General features: G+C 75.3%; 9 protein-coding genes. 3 read left to right on the top strand and 6 right to left on the bottom strand.

The annotated features are described in order from the left end of the window. Nucleotides 1-80: 80 nt before the first annotated feature. On the top strand, nucleotides 81-962 hold the full coding sequence (locus tag ACZ60B_RS24380) for a GNAT family N-acetyltransferase (protein ID WP_469390285.1): 882 nt from the start codon (nucleotides 81-83) through the stop codon (nucleotides 960-962). 58 nt (nucleotides 963-1,020) lie between these two features. On the opposite strand, the gene ACZ60B_RS24385 is transcribed toward ACZ60B_RS24380, so the two are convergent. Next, complete coding sequence (locus ACZ60B_RS24385) at nucleotides 1,021-1,833, bottom strand: GNAT family N-acetyltransferase (protein ID WP_469390287.1); 813 nt, start codon at nucleotides 1,831-1,833, stop codon at nucleotides 1,021-1,023. A 140-nt stretch (nucleotides 1,834-1,973) separates the two neighbouring features. Here ACZ60B_RS24385 and ACZ60B_RS24390 point away from each other — a divergent pair, with 140 nt between their 5' ends. Further along, the gene (locus ACZ60B_RS24390) at nucleotides 1,974-2,456 is read left to right on the top strand and encodes a nucleoside deaminase (protein ID WP_469390288.1); all 483 of its coding nucleotides are present in this window, start codon (nucleotides 1,974-1,976) and stop codon (nucleotides 2,454-2,456) included. A gap of 54 nt (nucleotides 2,457-2,510) precedes the next feature. Here the strand turns inward: ACZ60B_RS24390 and ACZ60B_RS24395 are convergent, their stop codons facing one another. After that, the gene (locus ACZ60B_RS24395) at nucleotides 2,511-3,326 is read right to left on the bottom strand and encodes a chaplin (RefSeq protein WP_469390290.1); all 816 of its coding nucleotides are present in this window, start codon (nucleotides 3,324-3,326) and stop codon (nucleotides 2,511-2,513) included. Between the two features lie 328 nt (nucleotides 3,327-3,654). On the opposite strand from ACZ60B_RS24395, the gene ACZ60B_RS24400 reads away from it, so the two are divergent. Further along, nucleotides 3,655-5,268 carry an alpha/beta hydrolase gene (locus tag ACZ60B_RS24400; RefSeq protein ID WP_469390292.1) on the top strand — a complete coding sequence of 538 codons (1,614 nt, stop codon included), beginning with the start codon at nucleotides 3,655-3,657 and terminating at the stop codon, nucleotides 5,266-5,268. Nucleotides 5,269-5,277: 9 nt separating this feature from the next. On the opposite strand, the gene ACZ60B_RS24405 is transcribed toward ACZ60B_RS24400, so the two are convergent. From ACZ60B_RS24405 to ACZ60B_RS24420, 4 genes are all read right to left on the bottom strand, one after another. Beyond that, entirely contained in the window at nucleotides 5,278-6,060 is a 783-nt protein-coding gene (locus tag ACZ60B_RS24405) for an alpha/beta fold hydrolase (RefSeq protein WP_469390294.1), read from the bottom strand. A gap of 83 nt (nucleotides 6,061-6,143) precedes the next feature. After that, entirely contained in the window at nucleotides 6,144-7,280 is a 1,137-nt protein-coding gene (locus ACZ60B_RS24410; RefSeq protein ID WP_469390296.1) for an alpha/beta hydrolase, read from the bottom strand. Then, nucleotides 7,277-9,928 (bottom strand): thioester reductase domain-containing protein, encoded by a 2,652-nt coding sequence (locus ACZ60B_RS24415; protein WP_469390298.1) that lies wholly within the window; start codon nucleotides 9,926-9,928, stop codon nucleotides 7,277-7,279. Before ACZ60B_RS24415 ends, ACZ60B_RS24410 begins: the two co-directional genes overlap by 4 nt. 53 nt (nucleotides 9,929-9,981) lie before the next feature. After that, nucleotides 9,982-23,985: an SDR family NAD(P)-dependent oxidoreductase gene (locus ACZ60B_RS24420; protein ID WP_469390300.1), complete on the bottom strand. Its 14,004-nt coding sequence runs from the start codon at nucleotides 23,983-23,985 to the stop codon at nucleotides 9,982-9,984. Nucleotides 23,986-24,109: the final 124 nt, after the last annotated feature.

Consider the following 24,109-nt stretch of genomic DNA (forward strand, 5'->3'; position numbering starts at 1 on the left):
CGCAAATCCGTTGCGGGCGGCGCTCCGTCACGGTTGGCTGCCGTCGTCCGCCACCACCGCCCGACCCTGACGGAGCCGCCTTGTCCCCGCGCATCACCCCGCTCACCGACGCCGAACCCGGAGCGTCGAGCCATCGGCAGGCCTGGCTGGCGTCCGGCCCCGCCGGAGAGCCGCTGGGCTCCGCGTTCCTGCGGCTGTTCGACCGCGAGGAGCAGCGGCACCTGGCCGAGCTGGAGCTCTCGGTGCACCCCGCCGAGCGGCGGAGCGGCGTCGGTACCCGGCTCCTGGACGCCGCGCTGGCCGCGGCACGGACGCGGGGGCGGCGCTCGGTGCTGGCCCAGGCCGGACTCGGCTCCCCCGCGGACCTGTTCCTGGCGGCGCGTGGCTTTCGGCCCGTGCTGTCCCTGACGTACACGCGGCTGCCGCTGGCGGATGCCGACCCCGCCGTGCTCGACTCTCTCGTCGACCGCCCGTGTCCGGGTTACCGGCTGACGGAGTGGGACGGCACCGTGCCGGACGCGCTGGCGCGGACGTACGCCGACGCCCGGCGGGCCATGGACGACATGCCGATGGGCGACACGGACTACGGCAGGGTCGTATGGGACGTGGAACGCCTGGTCGCGGCCGCCGAGGCGGTCGCCCGCCGCGGCGACCTGCTGCACACCGTCGCCGCGGTGGACACCGCGGACGGCTCCGTCGTCGGCTTCAGCGAACTGGTCGTCCCCGGCGACGGCCGGGGCGACGGACAGCACTACGGGACCGCGGTCCTCCCCGAGCACCGCGGTCGCGGCCTCGCCCGCCGGATGAAGGCGCTGTCGATCCGCCGGGCCCGCGAGCGGCACCCGGAGCTGGGCGGGCTGCTCACCGACACCGCGGACGGCAACGCGCCGATGCGCGCGGTCAACGACGCGCTCGGATACCTCCCCACGCACCGGTCGGTGCAGTACCGGCGCGACCTGTGAGGCGCGGGGCGCCGTCGTCACCCTGACCGGGGGGCCGCCGTCACCCGGCCGGGGCGCCCTACGGCACGTACACGTACGGCGTCGTCGTGGTCAGGGGCGTGAAGCCGAGGCGTTCGAGGATGGGGCGGCTGTCGTCGGTGGCGTCGACCTGGAGGTAGCGGTAGCCGCGGTCGGCGGCGACGCGGGCGCGGTGCGCGATCAGCGCCCGGTAGATGCCCCGGCCGCGCCAGCTCTCCACGGTGCCGCCGCCCCACAGTCCGGCGAACGGCGTGCCGGGGACCAGTTCCATCCGGGCCGAGCTCACGGGCACGTCTCCGGCGAGGGCCACCACACCGACGAGGGTGTCCGGGTCGGCGGCCAGCCTGGCCAGCACCCGGTGCCGCAGCCAGTCGCTGTCCACGCCGAAGGCCCGCTCGTGCGCGTCGGCCATCAGGCCGACACCGACGGCGTCGGTGACCGGCAGCAGGCGGATCCCGGCGGGCGGCTCGGCGTCGAGGGACAGCTTCGCCACCTCGGCGACCAGCAGCGTCTCGGTCGGCTCGGGCGTGAAGCCGGCCGCCCGGAGCCGTGCGCCGAGGTCGGTCGGCAGATCGTGCCCGTAGAGCTTCCATTCGAAGGTGTGGCCGAGGCCGGTGAAGTGGGCGATCTGCTCGGCGATCGCCGCGTCGGCGCCCGCGTCGTCGAGCGCGGACCAGAGGATCCCGTTCCACTCCTGTGCGGGGGCGACCTGGCGGATCACCTGCCCGACGCGTTCGACGCGGGTGCCGGGGCCGTCCGGCCGGGCCCCTTCGCGCATGACCCGGTCGTAGAGGGCGAGCAGCGTCTCGCGTTCCGCGTCGTCCGTACGGCTGGTCCGGTCCGTCCCGTTCATGTGATCCACCCGCCGACCTAAGCATTCCGGAACAGCCGGTTCAACATATTTACGGACGGCACGCCCTGCCCGTCGCACCCGGGACGGGCCCTCGGCATAGCCTGCGGCTCCGGATCAGGTGTCGAAGAAGGTGGAACGTCATGGTGAAGGATGCGGAGCTGGCGCATCTGCGCCGGTGCGTGGAGCTCGCGGCCGAGGCGCTGGCGCAGGGCGACGAACCGTTCGGGTCGGTCCTGGTGGGCGCGGACGGCGCCGTGCTGGCGGAGGACCACAACCGGGTGGCCTCCGGTGACCGTACCCGGCATCCGGAGTTCGAGCTGGCGCGCTGGGCGGCCGCGCACCTGACCGTCGAGGAGCGGGCGGCGGCGACCGTGTACACGTCCGGCGAGCACTGCCCCATGTGCGCGGCCGCGCACGCCTGGGTGGGGCTCGGACGCATCGTGTACGCGGTGTCGTCGCGGCAACTGGCCGGCTGGCTGGGCGAGTGGGGCGTGCCCGCTCCGCCGGTGCGGACGCTGCCGGTCGGCGAGGTCGCCCCCGGGGTGACCGTGGAGGGGCCGGTGGACGCCCTGACCGAGGAGGTACGCGCGCTGCACCGCCGCTTTCACGTCGGCACCGTCTGACGGAGGACCCACCGGGGATCCTCCGTCGGGACCGGAGCCGTCCCGGCGTTGCGGTCAGCGCTGCCGCTGTGGCCGGAAGCGCCGGTGCAGGGCGACACCGCCCAGCAGCAGGGCCGCACTGCCCGCGAGGGCCGGGAGGGTCTGGTCCGAACCCGTGCGGGCGAGGGAGCGGACCGTTTCTTCTCCGGTGTGCGGCGCGGGTCCGGGCACCTGCTGCTCCTTGGGCGGCACGACCGTCCGTGTCGGCGGCGGGCTCACGGGCCGATCGGGCTCCACCGGCTCCACCGGCTCCACCGGCTCCACCGGCTCGTCCGGCTGGTCCGGCTGGTCCGGCTGGTCCACGGAGGTGTTCGTGGACGTGTTGCCGAAGGCCGGGTTGCCGATGCCGACCGCGGTCACCGCGTTGCCGCTGACGTTCACCGGGAGGTCCACGGGCAGCTGGAGGCCGTTGCCGGAGACGACCCCCGGCGAGTCCACCGCCGCGCCGTGCGCGTGGGCCCCGCCGGAGGTGTGCGCCCCGGTGGCACCGGAGGTCGCGGACGTGCCCGAGGTCGCGGACGTGCCCGAGGTCCCGGACGTGCTCGACGTCCCGTACCCACCGGACGTGCCGGACGTGCCGGTCCTCGCCGAGTCCCCGTCGGCACAGGCGTTGCCCGCCGCCGGGTTGAGCAGCCCCACGACGTTCACGGTGTTCCCGCACACGTTCACCGGGATGTGCACCGGGAGCTGAAGCGTGTTGCCGGAGATCAGACCGGGCGAGCCGACCGCGGAACCGTCCGCCGCGGAACCGGCGTACGCGGGAATCGTGACTGCCATCGCACCGGAGGCGGCGGCCACGGCGATCACACCGTTTCGCGCTACCCGTCTCATAGGTCTCCCTGCCTTCCACATCGTCGCGGGCGCTCGCCCGCACCGGAGAGAACGCGGGTCGAACCGGAGTAGTTATGGCTGATCGGGCTTTCACCCCATCGAGTGGCACATATGTCGAACCAGCAGCAATATCGTCATACCGGTCGTCCGTGCGACACCGGCGGGCGCGGCGGCCGCCACGAGCGGTCCGACGACGGCGCCCGGTTCGGCGGCAGCGCCCGTCACGACGCCCGGACCAGCGGGATCACGTCCGGAGGCGAGGATTCCGGGCGCCGCCTATCGTGAGCGGGAAGAGCCCGGACCACAGTGGGGCGCGCTGGAGGCACTCATGCCGGCACAGCAGTCAACACGGCCCGCCCTGCGGCGCCGCGCACTTGTCACAGCCGTCGGGCTCACCCTGCTCGGCGGCGGGCTCCCGACGGCTGCCGCGACCGACGGCGGGACCGATCTGTCCCGGTTCTACCACCAGAAGATCACCTGGTCGCGGTGCCGGGGCAGTGACGCGCCCCGGGACCTGCAGTGCGGCAGGGTCACGGTCCCCCTCGACTACGCGAAGCCCGCCTCCGGCACGATCTCCCTGGCGCTGGCCCGCTACCGGGCGACGGGGAGGTCGCGCGGCTCGGTGCTGCTCAACTTCGGCGGTCCCGGTGGCTCCGGGGTCAGCGAACTGGCCATCGGCGGCAAGGACTTCATGGGCCTGACCAACGGCTACGACGTGGTCTCCTTCGACCCCCGAGGGGTCGGCCGGTCCGCGCCCGTGACCTGCGGCGACGGACTGTACGGCGGCGCGGCGGGCGCGCCGGGCAGCACGGGGAACACCCTCGACGACCCGCAGGCCGTGCTCGGTCTGCTGCGCAAGGCGGCCCAGGCGTGCGCACAGCACTCCGGACCCGTGCTGCGCCACATGGGCACGGTCGACTCCGCCCGGGACATGGACGTCGTACGCCAGGCGCTCGGCGACAAGAAGCTCAACTATCTCGGGTTCTCCTACGGCACCCGGCTCGGCGCGGTGTACGCGGCCCGGTTCCCGCACCGGGTGGGCCGGATGGCGCTCGACGGGGTGGACACGCTGACCGAGCCGCTGGCCGAGCAGGGGGTGGCCGGTGCCGCGGGGCAGCAGGTGGCGCTGGACGACTTCGTCGACTGGTGCGTCCAGGACATCGCCTGCCCGTTCGGCCAGGACGCCCGCCGGGCCGGGGAGCAGATCGTGCAGCTCGTCCGCTCCCTCGACGAGGAGCCGATGCTGACGGACTTCGGTGAGCCGTTCTCCGGTCAGGACCTCGTCGCCGCCCTCAGCCAGGGCCTCTACAGCGAGAAGCTCTGGCCGCTGCTGGAACGGGCGCTGGCCGAGCTCGTCGACGACGGCTCGACGGGCGGGATCATGCAGTTCGTCTCCGGCGGCACCGCGCTCCCGGTCCCGGTCCCGCTGAAGGGCGTACCACCGCCGTCCGGGCCCCGGACCGGCAGCGGCCTCGGCGACGAGGCCGACATCCCGGCCGACAACTTCCCGGCGGCGCTCGTGGCCACCAACTGCGCGGACGACCCCGACCGCCCCACCGCAGCACAGGTCACCAAGGACCTCGGCCGGCTGCGCGGCGAGTACGACCAGGCGTCCCCGGTGTTCGGCGAGTACCGCCTGACCCAGGTGCTGATGTGCTACGGCCGCCCCAAGGGCACCGCCTACATCCGCGACGACGTCAAGAACCTCACCGGCCCGAAGATGCTCCTGGTCGGCACCCGCGGCGACCCGGCGACGCCGTACCGCTGGACCGTGGAGACGGCCGAGCGGCTCGGGTCGTCGGCCGTGGTGCTCGACAACAGGGGCGAGGGCCATACGGGCTACACGTCGTCGAAGTGCGTGCACGGCAAGGTCGACGACTTCCTGCTGTACGGCTCCCTGCCGGCCGACGGCAGCTCCTGCGGCCCCGACAGGAACGACTGAACGCGTCCGTCAGGCCGCCCGGACCGTCACGAACCGGTCGATCGCCGCGGTCAGTTCGGCGGGCTTCTCCACCGGGAGCTCATGGCCGGCGTCGATGATCCTGACCTCCGCGTCCGGGTAGCCCTTCGCCATCCGCAGCATCTGCTTCACCGGCAGCTGGATGTCGTGGAAGCCGTGGACCAGCAGGGTGGGCGTGCGGATCTCGCCGACCCGGTCCAGGACGTCGAAGGCGCGCATGGCGCCGTACAGCGTCATCACGACCTCGCGCGGGGTGCCCGCGGAGGAGCGCACGTACCGCTTGATCTCCTCGCGCGGGTAGCCGGGGGCGAACGCCCGCTGGATGTTGGTGGCGACGAACAGCTTGAAGGGGACCAGGGTCGAGGTCGCCATCAGCAGCCCGCGCCCCCGGCTGTACGTCATCCGGCTGATCGAGCTGACCAGCACCATCCGTTCGACCCGCTCGGGGTGGGCGAGGGTGATCGTCTGGGAGATCATCCCGCCCATGGAGTGGCCGATCAGCACACAGCGTTCGATCTTGAGGTGGTCGAGCAGGGTGAGCACGTCCCGCGCCAGCTCCTCGATCGTGCGCACCCCCGCCCCGCCGCTCTCGCCGTGCCCGCGCAGGTCGAGCCGGACCACCCGGCGCCGCTCGGCGAAGTGCGCCACCTGGTGGTCCCAGCGGTGGCGGTCGGCGGTCCAGCCGTGGATGAACACCAGGGGCACGCCGTCACCGTCTCGGGGGCCCTCGTCGTCGTACGTCAGGGCTGCGCCGTCGACTTCGAGCTGCGCCATGGGTGCCTCCTGGAGTGCGGTCCGGCCGGACCGGCCACCGACCGGTTACTGACCGGTACGGTAACCGGCCGCCCCCCGTTCCGTCACCGGCGTTCCCCGAGGAATTCGAGGATGTGGCCGAACACGTCGAGCGCCGCGCCCCGGCCCAGGAACGGGTCCAGATGTCCGTAGCCGGGGATCTCGGTGTACGTCACGTCCAACTGCGGCTGGCGGCGGGCGAGTACGTCGTGGCAGAGCTGCTGCGAGTCGAGCCACAGCCCGTTCTCGCTGCCCGCCAGCAGCAGCACCGGGGTGTCGATGCGGCCGGCCGCATCCAGCGCGTTGCGCGGCAGCGCCCGGTACCGGTGGTCGGTGTCGTGCCAGCGGACCACGCTGCGGGCCAGCTCGATCCGCCGCAGATGGGGCAGGATCCACAGCGGCGCGGGACCGAACAGCTCGGCCAGCCGGTCGTGGGTGGTCTGCGAGAGGTTCCCGTGCACGAAGAGGGACGCGCCCGTGCCCCACGCCGAGTTGTGCAGCATCTGGCAGGTCGGGTCGGGGCAGCTCGCCCGGCGCGAGGCCAGCGCGAACAGCGGGGTGTACTTCGAGCGCAGGCCGACCTTGCGGAAGTCGACGGGGATGTGGTCGATCCGGCCCTTCAGGAGCTCCCCGGCCACCGTCATCCGCAGCGAGGTGCGGCCCGCCAGTTTCGGTGTCAGGAAGACACCCTGGGAGACCACCCCGGCCAGGCCCGGCACCAGCCCCGCGCTCATGCTCATCGACAGGGTGAGGGAGCCGATGCAGTGCGCGACCACGAACAGCGGGCGGTCGCCGATCCGGCCGCGGACGTACGAGACGGCCTCGGGGATGTCGTACAGGGCGACGTCGTCGTAGGTGTAGCGCTGCCCGGTCTCGTTGTACGGCAGCCGGCAACTGCCCCGCCAGTCCAGCAGCCACGGCTCGTAGCCCTCGTCGAGCAGCACGTCGACCAGGTTGCGGGTCTCGGGCTGGAGGAACATGTCGGAGGACGCGGTGTGCCCGTGCAGGAGCAGCACGGCGGGCCGGCCGGTGTCGCCGGTCTCGACGCGGGTCAGGCCCAGCCGGACGCCGTCGGACGCCCGGAAGGGGATCTCCTCGACGGCCGCCGGACCCAGACGGTGGCGCAGGGGGCGCGGCGCGGCGGTGGTACGGACCCGGCGCAGCGCGGGCCCGGTACCGGTGGTGGCGGTCCTGAAGATCATCGGTACTGCTCCCTGGAGGTCGGGGTACGGCGCAGGTCGAGCAGCTCGGCGGCGGCCCTGGCGAACGGGCCGAGCAGCCCGCGGCCCATCTCCCGGCCGAACCAGGCGAGCCAGGTCAGCTTGGCGGCCCGCCCCTCCTGCTCGGTGAGGTGCGGGGCGACCCGGATGCCGTCGATCTGGTCGCGGACGTAGGAGTCGGCGGGCACGACGACCTCGCCCGCCAGCTCGGCCGGTCCGCCCTCGCGGCCGAGCTCGACGCTCAGCGCACGGGTCTGCCGCCACAGGTCGCGGCGGGCACGCGCGTACTTGTGGCCCTCCAGCCACCACGCTCCGCCGTCGGCGTCGATCAGCCGCAGCCGGTAGCGCAGGAGCCGGTGGCGCAGCCCGTGGTGGTGCGGGATGCCCTCCTCGGGCCGGACCCAGACGTCGCCGCGCTCCACGGTCAGTGGCTCCGCGTGCACGGCCGGGCACCGGACCTCGCCGGTGACGTCCACGCGGCGCTCACTGACCAGTTGGTGCATACCGGCGATGGAGAGGGTGAGTGCCATGGAGCAGGGGGTCGGGGCGGCGGCGTCGCCCCGGCCCTCCTCACCGCCGAGGCCGCGGCGGTCGTCGCCCGCGCCGTCGACCGGGCGCACCTCGCCCCGGGTGGTCTCGGTGAACCACAGGTAGGGCGGGTCGTCCTTCTGCGGGAGGCGGGCCAGACCGTCCGCGGCGAGGCTCTCGAACGTCCTCGCCTGCGCCCGGGCGTCGTAGCGGACGGCGGGCGGCAGGTCCAGCGCCTCCACGAGCGCGGCGGTGCGGTCGCCGATCGCGGCCGGGCCCTGGAGGGTCGCCTCGCACAGCCTGAGCGCGGTGGGGCTGCGCAACACGCGGTTCAGAAAGCCGAGTTCGGGGACCGGGTCGGCCTCCAGACGAGCCAACGCATCGGTGCGCCAGTCGTCCCAGTCCCGTACGCGCACGTGCATCCCGCCGAGCGCCATGTCGCGTACGACGTCGTCGAGGGTGTTGGGCACGCCGGTGAGGTTGTAGTCGAAGCCCCAGGCGTCCGGCTCGCAGACGACGGCCACCGCGACCCGGCTGACCCAGTCCACCGGCGCCGCGTTGAGGCAGCGGAAGGCGGGGACCGTGCGGAGGCGGCCGAAGGCCGAGATCAGGCCGCTGCTGAGGTCCTGCGGGTTGTGTGCGCCGGTGCGGGTGTGGCCGCCGATGCCGCCGGGGCGCAGGGCCGAGACCACCAGACCGTGGTCGCGGGCGCGGCGCAGCGCGACCTCGGCGGCCCACTTGGACTGGTCGTAGCCCGCGACGAGGCGGTCCACGTGGGCGAGCGGGTCGTCCTCGCCCATCGAGGTGATGCCGACCTCGTTGAACACCGCGATGGAGGAGATGTGGTGCAGCGGCTTGGGCCTGCCGGTCGCGGCCAGTTCGGCCAGGGTCAGCGCGCCGAGCACGTTGCTGCCGCGCAGCGAGGGGTAGCCGCGCAGGAAGTCCACGGCCGCCGCCACGCCGACGACGGCGTCCAGTTCGTGGGCGAGGGTGTGCCACAGCTCTTCGGACAGGCCCAGGCGCGGCCGTCGTACGTCGCCGGGCAGCACGGTGATCCGTCGCCGTACCTCGGCCGACCAGGGCAGCCGATAATTCCGCAACTGCGCCGCGAGGCGCCCGACGGCCGCCTCCTCGTCGGGCGCGCGGACCAGGCAGTGGACGTGGGCGTCGCTGTGCCGCAGCAGGTCCAGCAGCATGTGGCTGCCGAGGAAGCCGGTGGCCCCGGTCAGCAGGATCCGGCGCGGCGGCAGCGGCTCGGGCACGTCGACGAACGGCAAGCGGTCGGCGAGCGCGAGATCGGCCAGGATCTGGTCGAGATCCTCGCGCCGGGCCCTGGTGCGGGGGACGGCGGGTGAGGAGGCGACGGTGGGCGACGGGACGGAGACCGCGGCGCGGGCCGTAGGGGCCGGGACGGGCACTGCGGGGGCGGGGTCGTGCGCTGCGGGGGCGGGGTCGTGCGCTGCGGGGGCCGGCCGAGCCGGAGTCGAGGGAAACGCCTGGTCCGCGGGCGCGGCAGGAGTCGGCTGAGCCGCGGCGGCCTCGGGGACTTCCGGGGCCGCAGGGCCTTCCGGGGCCGCGGAGCCCTCCAGGGCCGCAGGGGCTCCGGGTACGCCCGAGGCCTCGTGCGGGCGGGCCGCGAGGTTCGCGAGCGCGGCCGTCGTGCCGCCCGCCGCGATCCAGTGCCGGGCCAGGCTGACCGGCCGGGCGTCGGCGAACACCTCGTCGAGGTCGAGCTCCACGCCGAGGTCGCGTTCCAGCTCCGCGACGAATTCCACGGCGTGCACGGAGGTGCCCCCCGCGTCGAAGAAGTCGGCGTCGGGCGCGAGACGCCCCTGGGGCAGATGACGGCCCGCCGCGTCGGCGATGACGGCCGCCACGGTGTCCACGTCGGGAACCGGGACCGCTTCCTGAGCCGGGACCACCGCGTCCGGAGCCGGGACCGAGGCCGCCCCCGGGCCCGAGCCGTCGGGTGGCTGTGCCGCGGCCTCGCCGGCCGCCACCTTCGCCAGCAGTTCGGTCACGCCGAGCCCGCCGCCACCCCGTTCGATCGACTCGGCGACCGACCACGGCCGCCCGGTGTCCTCGCTGTTCACGTCACGCATGAGAGCCCTTCACGTTGCGCACGGTCCTTTCCGTCATGCCCGCTCCCCCGCGCTCACCGGCGGTTCCAGGAGCGGAAGGCGCGCAGGTGGTCCGGCGTGGTCACGGCCTCCAGCCGCTCGTCGTCCTGGCGACCGCCGCCCAGTGCGGCGACCACCCGGCGGGCCGGTGCGTTGCGCTCGGTGCGCTCGGCCGTCAGCCTGACCTTCGTGCAGCCCAGGGCGTCGGCGCGGTCGGCCAGCCAGCGCAGCAGGTGCTCCTCGACCCCGCGGCCGAGCGCCCGGCAGCTCAGCATCCAGGCGAGCACGTCGAGCCGGTCCCCCTCGGCCCGTACGGCGATCAGCCCGATCTGGCCGTAGTCGCCGAACCGGTCCCGGGCCGCGGCCGTCCACACCTCGCCGCGCTGCCGCCAGCGGGCCAGGTCGCCACCGTCCGCGGACCGGGCACGAAGCGTGAACTGGTTGGTGCGACGCACCAGTTGCTCCGCCCGCCGTATGTCCTCCTCGGCCAGCTCCCGGATGTCGACCCGGAGCTCCAGCCGGGCCAGGAACTCCTCGAACCCGCCTTCCTCACGGGCTGCGTCCCGTTCCCGCTCCTGCGCGTAGAAGCGGGCCCGCAGCGTGTCCTCGGCGGTCGCGGCGGCCGGGACCAGCGGCCACAACCTGCCCAGGAAGGCGTCCAGTTCACCGGCGGCCGGACAGGTCACGGAGAGCACCTGCGGCAACTGCGCCCGCATCTTGGCGATTTCCGCGGGGTTGTCGTCGAGGAACAGGAAGCTGTCCACGCCCAGGCCGAGGGTGCGGGCCGCCGCCGCCAGCCGGTCCGGTTTGGGGTCCCAGGCGGCGGAGAGCACGCTGAAGTGCTCCGCTCCGAGCGGGCTTTCGGGGCGGCCGAGGACCGCGCGGACGGTGGCCTCGTCGTTGTTGCTGACCAGGACGAGCAGCGCGCCGGCCGCGCGCCACTGGAGCAGCCTGCGGGCCAGCAGGGCACGCGGTCCGGTCAGGTCCACGGCGTCGGGGCCGATCTCGCCGGCGACTCCGCCCCACAGGGTCTCGTCGCCGTCGACGGCGATCACCTTCGGCGCGGGGCGCCGCACCGCTCGTACCACCTCGGCCAGGCGCAGTGCCACGGCCGCCTGGAAGGGCGGGGTGAAGGGCAGATGGGCCAGCCGTTCGGTCCGCTCGTCGAACGGTTCGTCGACGGGGTGGTGCCTGGTCCACTCGTCGGGGCCGAGCACCGCGATGCCGGGCAGCCCGGCGAGCGCGGCGGCCGTCTCGTGCTCCCAGCGGACGAGGCGCTCCGGCGCGTCGGCCGTCGGCAGGAAGCCGACGATCAGCGGCTTCCGGGTCCGCTCGGCCAGGGCGCGCAGCGCGGCCGGGTAGGCGGTGCGCAGTTCGGCGAGCACGGCGTCGTCCACCGGGCCGAAGCGTTCCAGGTCGGCCGCCCGCAGCAGCACCACGCCCACCACGGCGCCGGGGTCGGCGAAGACGCCGGAGGGGTCCTGGAGGCTCGCGAGAACCTGGTGGTACGGGGCTTCCGCGACCGTCGGGCCACCGTGGTCGCCGTCGTCGAGAGCGGCCGCGCACAGCGGCGGCAGATGGCCCAGGGCGAAGGTGGCGGCGAGCGCGAGAGACCCGCGCGCCACGGGCTCCTCGGGGACCGGCACCGCGTCGGCGCCACCGGGCACGGTGCCGGGGACGGCCGCGGGGACGGTGGCCGGCACCACGGCGGGGACGGCGGGCGGCGGGACGGCATCCGTACGGACCCTCGTCCCCGGATGTTCCGCCGCCTCCGCCAGCAGCCCTAGGAACTCCTCCCCCAGTGCGGTGGCGGCGTCCGCGTCGAGGAGGTCGAGGTTGTGGTCGAGCCGGACGCGGCCCGCGTCCGGGATCATGGTGATCATCAGGTCGAGGTCCGAGTGGCCCGTCCCGGCGGGCAGCACCTCCAGGGCGCCGAGGCGGCCCGTGGAGCGTACGTAGTTGAAGTACACCTCGACGAGCGGGGCGTCGGGCCGGTACAGGCCCTGCCGGGCGAGGGTGGGCAGCACGTCGGAGAACACCGCGCCCTTGGCCAGGATCCGCCGGAGCCGCCCGTCGGTGCGGCGCAGCACCTCCTCGACCGTGTCGGCCGCCCGGGCCTCGGCCGGGAACGGCACGGGGATGCCGTAGAAGCCCACCGCGTCGTACGCGTCTGCGTGGATGCGGGTGTCCACGGGCACGGCGAGCACGAACCGTTCGCGTCGGCGTTTCCTGGCCAGCAGCACGGTCAGGGCGCCCAGGCAGAAGGCGGCGGGGGTGACGGCGAGGCCGCTCGCGGCGGCCGTGACGCGTGCCGGCAGGCCGTCCGGGACGGCGAGGGTGACGCTGCCGGCCCGGTAGGACCGGGTCCGCGGGCGCGGGGCGGCGTCGGCGAGGTCGAGGCGCTCACTGCCGTGGAAGGCCCGCAGCCAGTCCGCGCCGATCCCCTCGCCGCCCGGCTGCTGGGCCTCGACGAGCAGGTCGATGTCCCGGTTGGTCACGGTGGCGTCGAGCACGGTGCCGCACAGTTCGGCGTCGATCTCGGCGGCGACGAGCAGCAGGGACTGGAGGTCGCTCACCGCGTGGTGGGCGCCGAACAGCAGGGTCTGGCCCGCCGCGCCGCCGTCGAGCAGCTCGAACCGCCACAGCGGGGTGCCGGTCAGGTCGAACGGCGGCTCCAGCAGGGCGCGCAGCCGGTCGGCGGTGTCGTGGGCGCCGTCGCCGGTGGTCCAGCGCAGCAGCGGCCGGCCGGGCTCGCGGTCCACGCGCAGCAGGCGCCCGCCCTCGGCGGCGGTGACGATCGCCGTGCGCAGGGCCGCGTGCCGGGCGACGAGGCGGGTGAGGATGCCGGTGAGGGTCTGTTCGGTGGTCGGTGCGGTGAGCCGGACGGCGAGTCCGACGGCGTGGGCCGCGTCGGGCATCCCGGGCCGGGCGCTGCGCAGCAGGCGTACGACGTCCCGGGTCGCGGGCCGCAGCTCGGTCTCGGGCACCTCGGCGGGCCGGGCGGGCGCGGACGGCCCGGGGAGGTCGGCGCGGTCGGGCAGGCCGGCGGCGAGGGCGCGGGCGACGCCGCGGATGTCGGGCGCGGCGAACAGGTCGGCCGCGGGCAGTTCGACGCCCAGTTCGCGGGCGAAGGCGTTGCGCAGCCGGACGAGCATGAGGGAGTCCAGGCCGAGTTCCTTCAGCGCGCTCCCGGCGGCCGCGTCCACCAGGCCGCCGGACACCTCGACCACCCGGGCGCGTACGTAGGTCTCCAGCCAGGCGGCGCGGTCGTCGTCGTCCGTCGCCGCGAACACCTTCTTCACCAGGTCGTCCGTGGCCGCGGTGCCGGTCGGGACGGTGATCAGGTCGGCCAGGATCGGGCGGGTGCGCACCGCGTCCGGGTCGAGGGCCAGCAGCTCCCGGTCGAGGGCGACGGGGGCGAGCTGGCGCCGGGGCGTGCCCAGGACCCGTTCGAACAGTTCACCGCCGTCCTGCGGGGAGAACGCGACGAGACCGGACCGGCCGGTCTCGGCGGCCCGGGTGCGGGAGCCGGCGACCATGCCGACCCCGGACCAGGCTCCCCAGTCGAGGCTCAGCGCCCGCCGGCCGGTGCGGGACAGGTGGTGGGCCCAGGCGTCGAGGAAGGCGTTCGCCGCCGCGTACGGGCTCTGACCGGCGGAGCCGAGCAGACCGGCCACCGAGGCGAACAGGACCACGTCGACTGCTTCCGGCGCCAGTTCGGTGAGCAGGGCGGTGCCCAGCACCTTGGGGGCGAGGACGGCGCGGACGCGCGCGTCGGTCAGTCCCGTCAGGGTGGCGTCGTCGAGGACACCGGCCGCGTGCACGATCCCGGCGACGGGTCCGGTGTCGCGTCGTACGGCGTCCAGGGCGGCGGTCAGGCCCGCGCGGTCGGTGACGTCGGCGCGGGCGAGGTGCACGGTGACGCCTCGCCGCTCGACGCCCTCGATCCAGCGGGCGGTGTCCGCGTCGGGGGTGCCCCGGCTCAGCAGGGCCAGTCGGCGCGCGCCCATGCCGACGAGTCGTTCGGCGACGACCCGGCCGAGACCGCCGAGACCGCCGGTGACGAGGTACACGCCGTCCGGGGTGATCCCGTCGGCGCCGTGGCCGTCGGGTCGGGTGCGGGCCAGGCGCGGTACGAACCGGCCCGCGTCGCGCAGGGCGACGAGGCGTTCGTCGTCCGCGTGCCACAGCTGGGTCCACAGGGCGTCGGCGCCGCCGTCGGGGGGCAGGTCGACGAGGGTGGTCGCCAACTCCGGATGCTCCTGCGCCACACTGAGGCCGAATCCCCAGGCCAGTGCCTGCTGAGGTCGCGTCACCTCGGCACTGTCACCGGCCGGTTGGCTGCCACGGACGACGATGAACAGGCGCGGTGCGCGGCCGCCGCCCGGGCGGCCCGCGAGGGCGCGCACCAGGTGCAGGGTGGTCAGACAGCACGCGCGCGCGGCCTCCTCGGCCGTCCGCACGTCGTCGATCGCGGGTGCGTCGAGGGGGGTCAGCTGGACCACCCGCTCGGGCGGAGCGTCGGCGAACTCCTCGCCGAGGAGCCGGGCCAGGTGCCGGGGGTCGGTCGGGTCGAGCACGTATCGGCCGGGCGCTTCCGCCCGGTACGCCGGTCCGCCGCGGGCGATCACGTGCGGCACCTCCGTGCCGAGCCGCCGGGCCAGGTCGTCGGCGACGCCCGTGTCGTCGGCGAGGATCAGCCATCGGCCGGTGACGGGCGGCTCCTGGGCGGCCGGGCGCGGCTGCCAGCGGGTCTCGAAGAGCGCGCCGTCCAGCGGGGAGAGCGCGGCCAGCCTGAAGTCCCGTATCTCCAGCACGAGTCGGTCCTCGTCGTCCCACAGGTTCAGGTCGAGGACGGCCGTGTCACCGGTGTGGGCGCGCAGTTCGCAGGTCACCCAGGCGGGTGCGGTGCGCAGCCCGGTGTGGCGCAGTCGTCCGAGGCCGGCGGGCACGAACGCCCGGCCCTGCGGGGCGTCACCGGGCAGGGCGGCCGTGTGGAAGGCGGCGTCGAGGACGGCCGGGTGCAGCAGATGTCCGGCGGCCGGTCGGGCGGTGAGCCGGCCGAGCCCGGCGGTGGCGGTGCGGTGCCCGGCCGCCAGGCCGCGGAAGGCCGGGCCGTAGTCGATGCCGAGGGTGGCGAGGCGGGCGTAGAGGGCCGTCATGTCGACCTGCTCCGTGCAGCGTTCACGCAGCTCGGCGAGGAATGTGCCCGCGGTGGCCGGTGATGCCTCGACGGCGATCCGGCCGTCGACGTGCCGCTGCCACCGCGCCCGCCGCTCACCCGCGGGAGCGGAGCGGACGGTGAATTCCCGAAGACCGTTCTCGGCGGCCAGCACCCGCAGTTGCAGCCGTACCGGCCGGTCCGGGTCGAGGCGCAGCGGCTGTACGAAGGTGACGTCGGCCAGCGTGACTTCGCCGCCGTCCCCGTCCTGGAGGTCGGCCGCGGCCTCCAGGGCCATGCCGAGCAGGGCGGCGCCGGGCAGCCAGACCTCGCCGCCGACCCGATGATCACTCAGGTAGGCGAAGCGGCTGTCGTTCAGGTCGAGTTCGGTCTGGAAGAGGTGCCGGTCGGGTTCGTCACCGACCTCGACATGGGTGCCGAGCAGGGGCGTGCCGCCGCCGGTCGAGGCGGGCGCGGGGGCGAGCCAGTGGCGTTCACGGGCGAAGGCGTACGTGGGCAGGTCGGTCCGGCGGCCGGCGCCGTCCGGGAACAGCGCGGACCAGTCGGGCGTGTGTCCGGCGGTGTACAACTCCCCCGCCCTGCGCAGCAGTACGGCGTGTCCGTCCTGCTGTCGGCGGAGCGAGGCGACGCCCACCGCGTCGATCCCGGCCTCGGCCGCGACCGCCTCGACGGCGGGCAGCAGGGAGGGGTGCGGGCTCAGTTCGACGAAGTAGCGGTAGCCGTCGTCCAGCAGGCGCCGGACGGTGTCCGCGAAGCGCACGGGACGGGCGAGGTTGACGTACCAGTACGCGGGGTCGAGACGGTCGCCCGGCACGGGCTCGGCCAGCACCGTCGAGTAGAAGGGGGTGCCGGTGCACGTGGCGCGGATGTCGTGGAGGCGGTCGAGGAGCTCGTCGCGCAGGGGGTCCATCAGGGGGGTGTGCGAGGCGAACGGCGTCGACAGAGGCCGTGCGGCGATCCCCCGTTCGTCCAGCCGACGGCGCAGGTCGGCCAGCGCGTCGGCCTCCCCGGAGACGGCGGTGGCGCGGGCGCTGTTGACCGCGGCGACGAACAACCGGTCCGGGTACGGCGCGAGCAGGGCCGCCGCCTCGGCGGGCGGCAGGTCCACGGCGAGCATGCCGCCGCGTCCGGCCAGCGGGACGACCGTCCGGGCGCGCCCGGTCACGACGGTCACCGCGTCGTCCAGGGTGAGGGCGCCCGCGCTGTAGGCGGCGGCGACCTCGCCGAGGCTGTGGCCGAGCACCGCGTCGGGGGCGACCCCGAGCGCCCGCCAGGCGGTGGCGAGCGCGGCGTTGACCGCGAAGAGCACCGGTTGCAGGTACTCGGTGCGGTCGAGCGGGGAGAACTCCTCCGGTGCCCGCAGCACGTTGAGCACCGACCAGCCGTCCCGGCGGTGCACCGCCCGGTCGATCCGGGCCAGTTCGGCGCGGAACGCCTCCGACTCGGCCAACAGGTCCACGGCCATCCCGGGCCACTGGCCGCCGTGTCCGGCGAAGACGAAGGCGACCTTGCCGGTCGGGTCCTCCCTGGGCCCGGCGAGCGGCGCCCGGCCGGCGGCCAGCGCATCGAGGTGGGCGCGCAGTTCGTCCCGGTCGCCCGCCACGATCGCCGCGCGCCGCTCGAAGTGGCCGCGGTGCCGGGCGAGGGTGTGGGCGACGTCCGGGAGGCGGGCGTCGTCGGTGAGGTGCCGGGCCAGCCGCGCCGCCTGCCCGCGCAGCGCCCCCTCGCTCCGCCCGGACAGCACGAACAGCCGCTTGGCCGCGGCCCGTTCGGACCGGGCCGCAGGCTCGCTCCGGGGCGAGGGCTCGGACGGGGATGAGGGCTCCGGCCGGGACGAGGGCTCGGCGGGCGGGGCCTCTTCGACGACGACGTGCGCGTTGGTGCCGCTGATGCCGAAGGCGCTGACCCCGGCGCGCCGCGGCCGCCCGGTCGTGGCGGGCCAGTCCACGGGCCGCCGGAGCAGCTCGAGTCCGCTGTCCTCCCAGTCGACATGGCGGCTGGGCGTGTCCGCGTGCAGGGTGGCGGGCAGCCGGCCGTGACGCAGCGACTGGACCACCTTGATGAGACCGGCGACTCCGGAAGCCGCCTGCGCGTGGCCGATGTTGGACTTCAGCGAGCCCAGGTACAGCGGGCGGTCCGCGGGCCGGGTGCCGCCGAAGACCTCGGCGAGGGCGTTCGCCTCGATCGGGTCGCCCAGCGTGGTGCCGGTCCCGTGCGCCTCCACGTGGTCGATGTCGGCGGGTTCGAGGCCGGACAGCTCCAGGGCCCGCCGGATCACGCGTTCCTGGGCGGGGCCGTTCGGCGCGGACAGGCCCTGGCTGCGGCCGTCCTGGTTGACGGCCGTGCCGCGCAGCACCGCGAGCACCTCGTCGCCGTCCCGGCGGGCGTCGGTCAGCCGCTTCAGTACGAGCAGACCGGCGCCCTCGGCCCAGATCGCGCCGTCGGCGTCGTCGGAGAAGGAGCGGCAGCGGCCGGTGCCGGACAGGCCGCGCAGCCTGCTGAACTCGACGAAGGTCTGCGGTGTCACCATCAGCGTCACCCCGCCCGCGAGGGCGAGATCGCACTCGCCCGAGCGCAGCGCCTGGGCCGCCAGGTGGGTGGCGACCAGGGACGACGAGCAGGCGGTGTCCACGGTCAGCGCCGGGCCGTGCAGTCCGAGCGCGTAGGCGAGCCGGCCCGAGGCCACGCTCAGCGCCGACCCGGTGCCGACGTACCCGTCCAGCTGGTCGAGCCGGGAGCCGGAGAGGTAGTCGCTGCCGAACATGCCGACGTACACCCCGGTGGTGCTGCCCGCCAGTTCCGCGGGCACGATCCCGGCCCGTTCCAGGGCCTCCCACGCGGTCTCCAGCAGCAGGCGCTGCTGCGGGTCCATGGCGGCGGCCTCCCTCGGGGTGATGCCGAAGAACCCTGCGTCGAAGGAGCCGATGTCGTCGAGGAAGCCGCCCTCGCGGGCATAGGTCTTGCCCGCCGCGTCCGGATCGGGGTCGTACAGCGACTCCACGTCCCAGCGGCCGGCCGGGAACGGGCCGACGGCGTCGCGGCCGTCCGCGACCAGCCGCCACAGGTCCTCCGGTCCGCCGACGCCGCCGGGCAGCCGGCAGGCCATGGCCACCACCGCGATCGGCTCGTCCACGCCCGGGACGGTCGTGGTGCCGGCCGGTGCCGGCGTGGCCGCGCGGCCCGGCCCGGTGCGGGGCGACCCGGCGGTCCCCGTCGCGAGCGGGCCCGCGAGCAGGTACGCGGTGAGGCGGTCCGGGGTGGGGTGGTCGAAGAGCAGGGTGGCGGGGAGTCGGACGTCGAGGCGGCCGGCGACGCGGTTGCGCAGCTCCACGGCGGTCACCGAGTCCATGCCGAGCTCGCGCAGCGGCTGGTCGGGGCGGACGGACTGGGCCGAGCGCAGCCCGAGGGCGCGTGAGGCCTCCTCGCGGACCAGGGCGAGGACGCGGCCCGCTCGTTCGGTCTCGGGCAGCCGGGCCAGCCGCGCCGCCAGGCCCGCGGACCGCCCGGCGGCGTGGGGGGCGGGCAGCAGGGACCGCCACAGCGCCGCGTCGGCCGCCGGGCCCGTGCGCAGCCGGGGCAGGTCCAGCGCCCAGGCGACGAGGTGCGGGGTGCCGCGCCGCAGGGCGAGCGCGGTGAGTCCGCGGCCCTGTTCGGGGGTGAGGGGGCGGTGGCCGGACCGGGCCATCCGCGCCAGGTCCGCGTGTTCGGCGGCCAGTCCCTCGCCGGACCAGGCGCCGAACGAGACGGAGGTGCCGGGCAGGCCCAGCGCCCGCCGGTGGTGGGCGAGTTGGTCGAGGAAGACGTTGGCCGCCGCGTAGTTGCCCTGCCCGGCGTTGCCGACGACTCCGGCGGCCGAGGAGACCAGCAGGAACGTCGTGAGCGGCAGGCCGGCGGTCAGCCGGTGGAGGTGGGCGGCGCCGTCGACCTTGGGGCGCAGGACCCGGGCGAGGCGTTCGGGGGTCAGCTCGGCGACGACGCCGTCGTCCAGGAGGCCCGCGCAGTGCACGACTCCGCGCAGCGGCAGCTCATCGCCCACACCGGCGAGCACGTCGGCGAGGGCGTCCGCGTCGGCGACGTCGCAGGCCGCCACCTCGACCTGGGCGCCGAGCGCGCCGAGTTCGGCCGTGACCTCCGCGGCGCGCGGATCGTCCGGTCCCCGACGTGAGGTCAACAGCAGTCGGGGGACGCCCTGTTCGGCGAGCAGCCGGGCGAGGTGGCGGCCGACGGCTCCCAGCCCGCCGGTGACGAGCACGGTGCCGTCGGCGGGCAGGTCGCCGGTCGGCCCGGTCGCGCGGGCCCGCACCAGCCGTGGGGCGAGCAGCGCCCCTTCGCGCAGGGCGAGTTCGGGCTCGTCGGCGAGCGCGAGGGCAGTGGTCAGCCGCTCGGCGGAAGTGTCGGCAGAGGCGTCGTCGAGGTCGAGCAGGGTCAGCCCGAGGTCGGGGTGCTCGGCGCGGGCGCTGCGGGCCAGGCCCCACAGCACGGACTGGGCGAGCCCGGTCACGGCATCGCCCTCGGCGGCCGCGACCGCGCCGCGCGTGACCCAGACGGTCCGGGCGGGCGCCTCGTCGGGCGCGAGCGCCGTCAGGGCGCGCAGTTCGGCGAGCGCGGTGGCCGCCGACTCCTGTGCCGCGGCCGCCGGTTCCACCTCGCCCGTCGGGCGCGGCCAGATCCGTACGACGATGTCGGCGTCCGGCCCGGCCGTCCTGACGCCCGCCGCCGCGAGGCCGTGCGCCATGGCCTCGACCGCGGGGTCCGACGGCTCACCGAGGACGGTCCAGGTACCGGTGCCCGGACCCGCCGTGGGCGCTGCCGTCCCGGACTCGGTGGCCCCCGGGGCGGCCGTCCCCGCTCCGGGCTGCGCGTCCACCTGTGTCCACGTCACCTCGTACAGGTGACGGGCGTGCTCGGACGCCGGGTCCAGGTCGGCCGGCGCCACCGCCCGCAGTCGTACGTTCTCCAGGCGTCCCGCAGGGAAGCCGTCGGCGTCCCACAGGGTCACCTCCAGCGTGCGGTCGTCCGCCGCGCCGCCGGTCCGTCGTACCCGGGCGGTCAGCTCGGTCGCGCCGTCGCCGGGCGACAGCACGCAGCGGCCCACCGAGACCGGCAGCAGTACCCGGCCGTCGTCCGGGTCGAGCGCGGCGGCCACGTGCAGCGCCGCGTCGAGCAGCGCGGGATGGACGGGGTAGGGGTCGCTCACGTCCCGGGCCACGGCGGGCAGCGACAGCCGGGCCAGCAGCTCGCCGTCGCCGGTCGGGACGGCCTCCCGGACGCCCCGGAAGGCGGGGCCGTAGCCGAGCCCCAGGCCGGTCAGCCGATCGTAGGCGTCCGGACTCCAGGCGGGTGCGGCCGCTTCCGGCCATACGGGCGGCGGGCCGTCCCCCGTACCGGTCCCGTCCGCCGTACCGGTGCCCTCCTCGGCCGCGGTGGGGTCGTCCGGCGTGGTGGCGGTCGCGGTCGCGTGCAGGGTCCAGCCGGCGGCGTCCCCGTCGCGGGTACGGCTGTGGACGGTGACCTCCGGTGCCGGTCCCTCCGTGCCGACCTCGACGGACACCTCGACGGTGCCGGCGGACGGCAGGGTGAGCGGGCTGACGACGAGCAGGTCGGCGAGGTCGGCCGGGTGGTCGGGGCGGGCCGTGCCGAGTGCCGCGCGGCACAGCTCCAGCAGGGTCGTGCCGGACACCACGGTCCGGCCGAACACCGTGTGGTCGGGCAGCCAGTCCGCGGTGGCCGGGGACCACTCGTTGCGGAACGTCCAGCGGCTCTGGTCCGCCGACTGGAGCTGGATGCCGAGCAACGGGTGCGCGGCCCGGTCGAGGAGGCCGGACCCGCCGCCGGCGGACTCGGGCTCGATCCAGTACCGCTGCGGGTCCCAGGCGTAGGTGGGCAGCTCGGTGGGCGCGGCGCCGGGCACCAGCCGCCGCCAGTCGACCGGCCGTCCGTGGACGTGGAGTTCGGCCGTCGCGAGGTCCAGACAGGTCGGTCCGTCCTCGTCCCGGCGCAGCGAGCCGACGGTGACCAGGTCCTCGCCCACTTCGTCGCCGACCGTGCGCAGTGCGGTCGACAGGGCCGGGTGCGGGCCGAGTTCGACGAAGCAGCGGTATCCGTCGGCCGTCATGCGCGCCACGGTGGGTCCGAAGCGGACGGGCGCGCGCAGGTTGGTGTACCAGTAGTCGGCCTCGAGTTCCCCGGTGACCGGCTCGCCGGTGACCGTGGAGTACCAGGTGACGGAGGTCGGGGTGGTGACGACTCCGTCGAGTTCGTCCAGGACGCTCGCGCGGACCGGTTCGACCTGGGCACTGTGGGACGCGTAGTCGACGTCGAGGCGGCGGACGAAGACCTGCTCCCGGTCGAGGTCGGCCAGCAGCGCCTCCAGGGCCTCCACGGCGCCGGAGACCACCGTGGAGCGGCCGCTGTTGACGGCGGCGACCGACACGCGGCCGTCGAGTCCGGCGAGACGGGACTCCACCTCGCTGTGCGGGAGACCGACGACGGCCATGGTCCCGGAGCCGGACAGCCCGGTCAGGGCCCGGCTGCGCAGCGCGACCACGGCTGCCGCGTCGTTGAGGCTGAGCGCGCCGGCCACGCAGGCCGCGGCGACCTCGCCCTGACTGTGCCCGATCACGGCGTCCGGGCGGACGCCACGGGCCCGCCACACCGCGGCCAGCGACACCATCACGGCGAAGAGCGCCGGCTGTACGACGTCGACGCGGTCCAGGCCGGGAGCGCCCGCGTCACCGCGCAGGACGGCCGCGACGGACCATCCGGTGAACGGGCGCAGAGCGCCGTCGCAGCGGTCGAGTTCGTCCGCGAACACCGGATCGCGGGCCAGCAGGTCCCGGGCCATGCCGGTCCACTGGGCGCCCTGGCCGGGGAAGACGAAGGCCAGCTTGCCGGCGGGACGGCTCTGCCGGGGCCCGACGACCGGGCCGCCCTCGGTGCCGTGGTCTCCACGCTCGTCCTCGGCGGCCAGGGCGCGCAGCGCGGTCCGCAGCGCGTCGCGGTCACCGGCGCGGACGACGGCGCGTTGCTCGAAGTGGGTGCGGTGGTGGGCGAGCGTGGCGCTCACCGCCGGAAGCGGCGACTCGGGTCGGGCGTCCAGGGTTTCGAGGAGACGGGCGGCCTGGCCGCGCAGGGCGGGGAGGGTGCGGGCGGAGAGGGGGAAGAGGAGGTCCGCCGGCACCCCGTCGGGCACATCCGTCGACGTCTCCGTGGGCGTCGGCGCCTCCGTGGGCGCCGTCCGGGGTGCCTCCTCCAGGACCACGTGCGCGTTCGTCCCGCTGATCCCGAACGCGCTGACCCCGGCCCGCCGCACCCGGTCCGCGCGGCGCGGCCACTCCTCGCCGTCGTGGTGCAGGCGCAGGCCCCCGCCCGCCCAGTCGACGTGCTCGGTCGGGGTCCCGGTGTGCGGGGCGGCCGGTATCCGCTGGTGCCCGAGCGCCAGTACGGTCTTGATGACCCCGGCGATACCGGCCGCGGCCTGGGTGTGGCCGATGACGGACTTCAGGGAGCCGACGCCGAGCGGCCGGTCGGCCGGGCGGTCCGGTCCGAAGACCGCGGCCAGCGCGTTGCCCTCGACGGGGTCGCCGAGCCGCGTTCCGGTGCCGTGGGCCTCGACGTGGTCGATGTCCTCGGGGCGGAGCCCGGCGGTGTGCAGGGCGGCGCGCAGCACCCGTTCCTGGGCGAGGCCGCTCGGGGCGCTGAGCCCCTGGCTGCGCCCGTCCTGGTTGATCGCGGAGCCGCGGACGACGGCGAGCACCCGGTCGCCGTCCCGGCGCGCGTCCGCGAGCCGCTTGAGCAGCACCAGACCGCAGCCCTCGGCCCACACCACGCCGTCCGCGTCGGCCGAGAAGGGCCGGCACCGCCCGGACGGCGACAGCCCGCGCAGTCTGCTGAACTCGACGTGTCCGCGCGGGGTCACCAGCAGGCTCGCACCGCCCGCGAGGGCCAGGTCGCACTCGCCGCCCGCCAGCGCCCGGGACGCGAGGTGCAGGGCGACGAGGGAGGAGGAGCAGGCGGTGTCGACGGTGACGGCGGGGCCCTGGAGACCGAGGGTGTAGGCCAGGCGTCCGGAGGCGACGCTGGACGCCGAGCCGGTGCCCACGTGCCCGTCGAGCTGTCCGAGGGACGCGGCGGACAGGTAGCCGCTGTCGTAGAGGCCGACGTAGACGCCGGTGTTGCTGCCGTTCAGGCTGTCGGGGAGGATGCCCGCGCGCTCGATCACCTCCCAGCCGGTCGCCAGGAGCAGCCGCTGCTGGGGGTCCATGGCCGCGGCCTCGCGCGGGGAGATGCCGAAGAAGGACGCGTCGAAGCGGTCGATGGAGTCGAGGAACCCGCCGCGCAGGGTGTAGGCCCGGCCGACGGCCTCCGGGTCGGGGTCGAGGAGTTGCCGGGTGTCCCAACGGCCCGCGGGCACTTCGGTGATGGCGTCCTCGCCCGAGGTCAGCACCCGCCACAGGCCCTCGGGGTCGTCGGCGTGGCCGGGGAAGTGACAGGCCATGGAGATGACGGCGATGTCGTCGTGGGCCGGTGCGGACCGCCGCGCGGACGCCTCGTCCCCCGGCCGGTCTCCCCCGGGCCCCGGTTCGGCGAGCAGCGCGTCGGCCAGGGCCGCGACGGTGGGGTGGTTGAACAAGAAGGACGGCTCCAGCGGCCGGCCTACGTGCTCCGCGAGTTCGACGGTCAGGGCGACCAACTGACGTGATCCCAGGCCGAACTCGGCGATCGGCCGGTACGGGTCGACGGTCAGCGGGTCGAGTCCGGCCGCCTCGGCGACGGCCGTCGCCAGCCAGGCCCGTAGGCCCTCGGCGGTCTTGGGGGACGGCTCGGAGGTCCGCTTCGGGGACTCGTTCGCAGGCATCGGGAAAAGGTGTCCTCGGGAACTGGGGTTCAGGCGGAATGCCGTACGTACCGGGCACGGCCGTACGGCGGCTGCGGGCGGGCACGGGCCGCGGGGCGGGGGCGGGGTGGACGGGTGTCGGCGT

The sequence above is a fragment of the Streptomyces sp. NPDC104096 genome, assembly GCF_055584385.1.

Excerpts from the sequence above, each read along its gene's own strand:
- ACZ60B_RS24385 (WP_469390287.1), bottom strand. The coding sequence starts at position 1,833 with ATGAACGGGACGGACCGGACCAGCCGTACGGACGACGCGGAACGCGAG.
- ACZ60B_RS24390 (WP_469390288.1), top strand. The coding sequence starts at position 1,974 with ATGGTGAAGGATGCGGAGCTGGCGCATCTGCGCCGGTGCGTGGAGCTC.
- ACZ60B_RS24395 (WP_469390290.1), bottom strand. The coding sequence starts at position 3,326 with ATGAGACGGGTAGCGCGAAACGGTGTGATCGCCGTGGCCGCCGCCTCC.
- ACZ60B_RS24400 (WP_469390292.1), top strand. The coding sequence starts at position 3,655 with ATGCCGGCACAGCAGTCAACACGGCCCGCCCTGCGGCGCCGCGCACTT.
- ACZ60B_RS24405 (WP_469390294.1), bottom strand. The coding sequence starts at position 6,060 with ATGGCGCAGCTCGAAGTCGACGGCGCAGCCCTGACGTACGACGACGAG.
- ACZ60B_RS24410 (WP_469390296.1), bottom strand. The coding sequence starts at position 7,280 with ATGATCTTCAGGACCGCCACCACCGGTACCGGGCCCGCGCTGCGCCGG.
- ACZ60B_RS24415 (WP_469390298.1), bottom strand. The coding sequence starts at position 9,928 with ATGCGTGACGTGAACAGCGAGGACACCGGGCGGCCGTGGTCGGTCGCC.
- ACZ60B_RS24420 (WP_469390300.1), bottom strand. The coding sequence starts at position 23,985 with ATGCCTGCGAACGAGTCCCCGAAGCGGACCTCCGAGCCGTCCCCCAAG.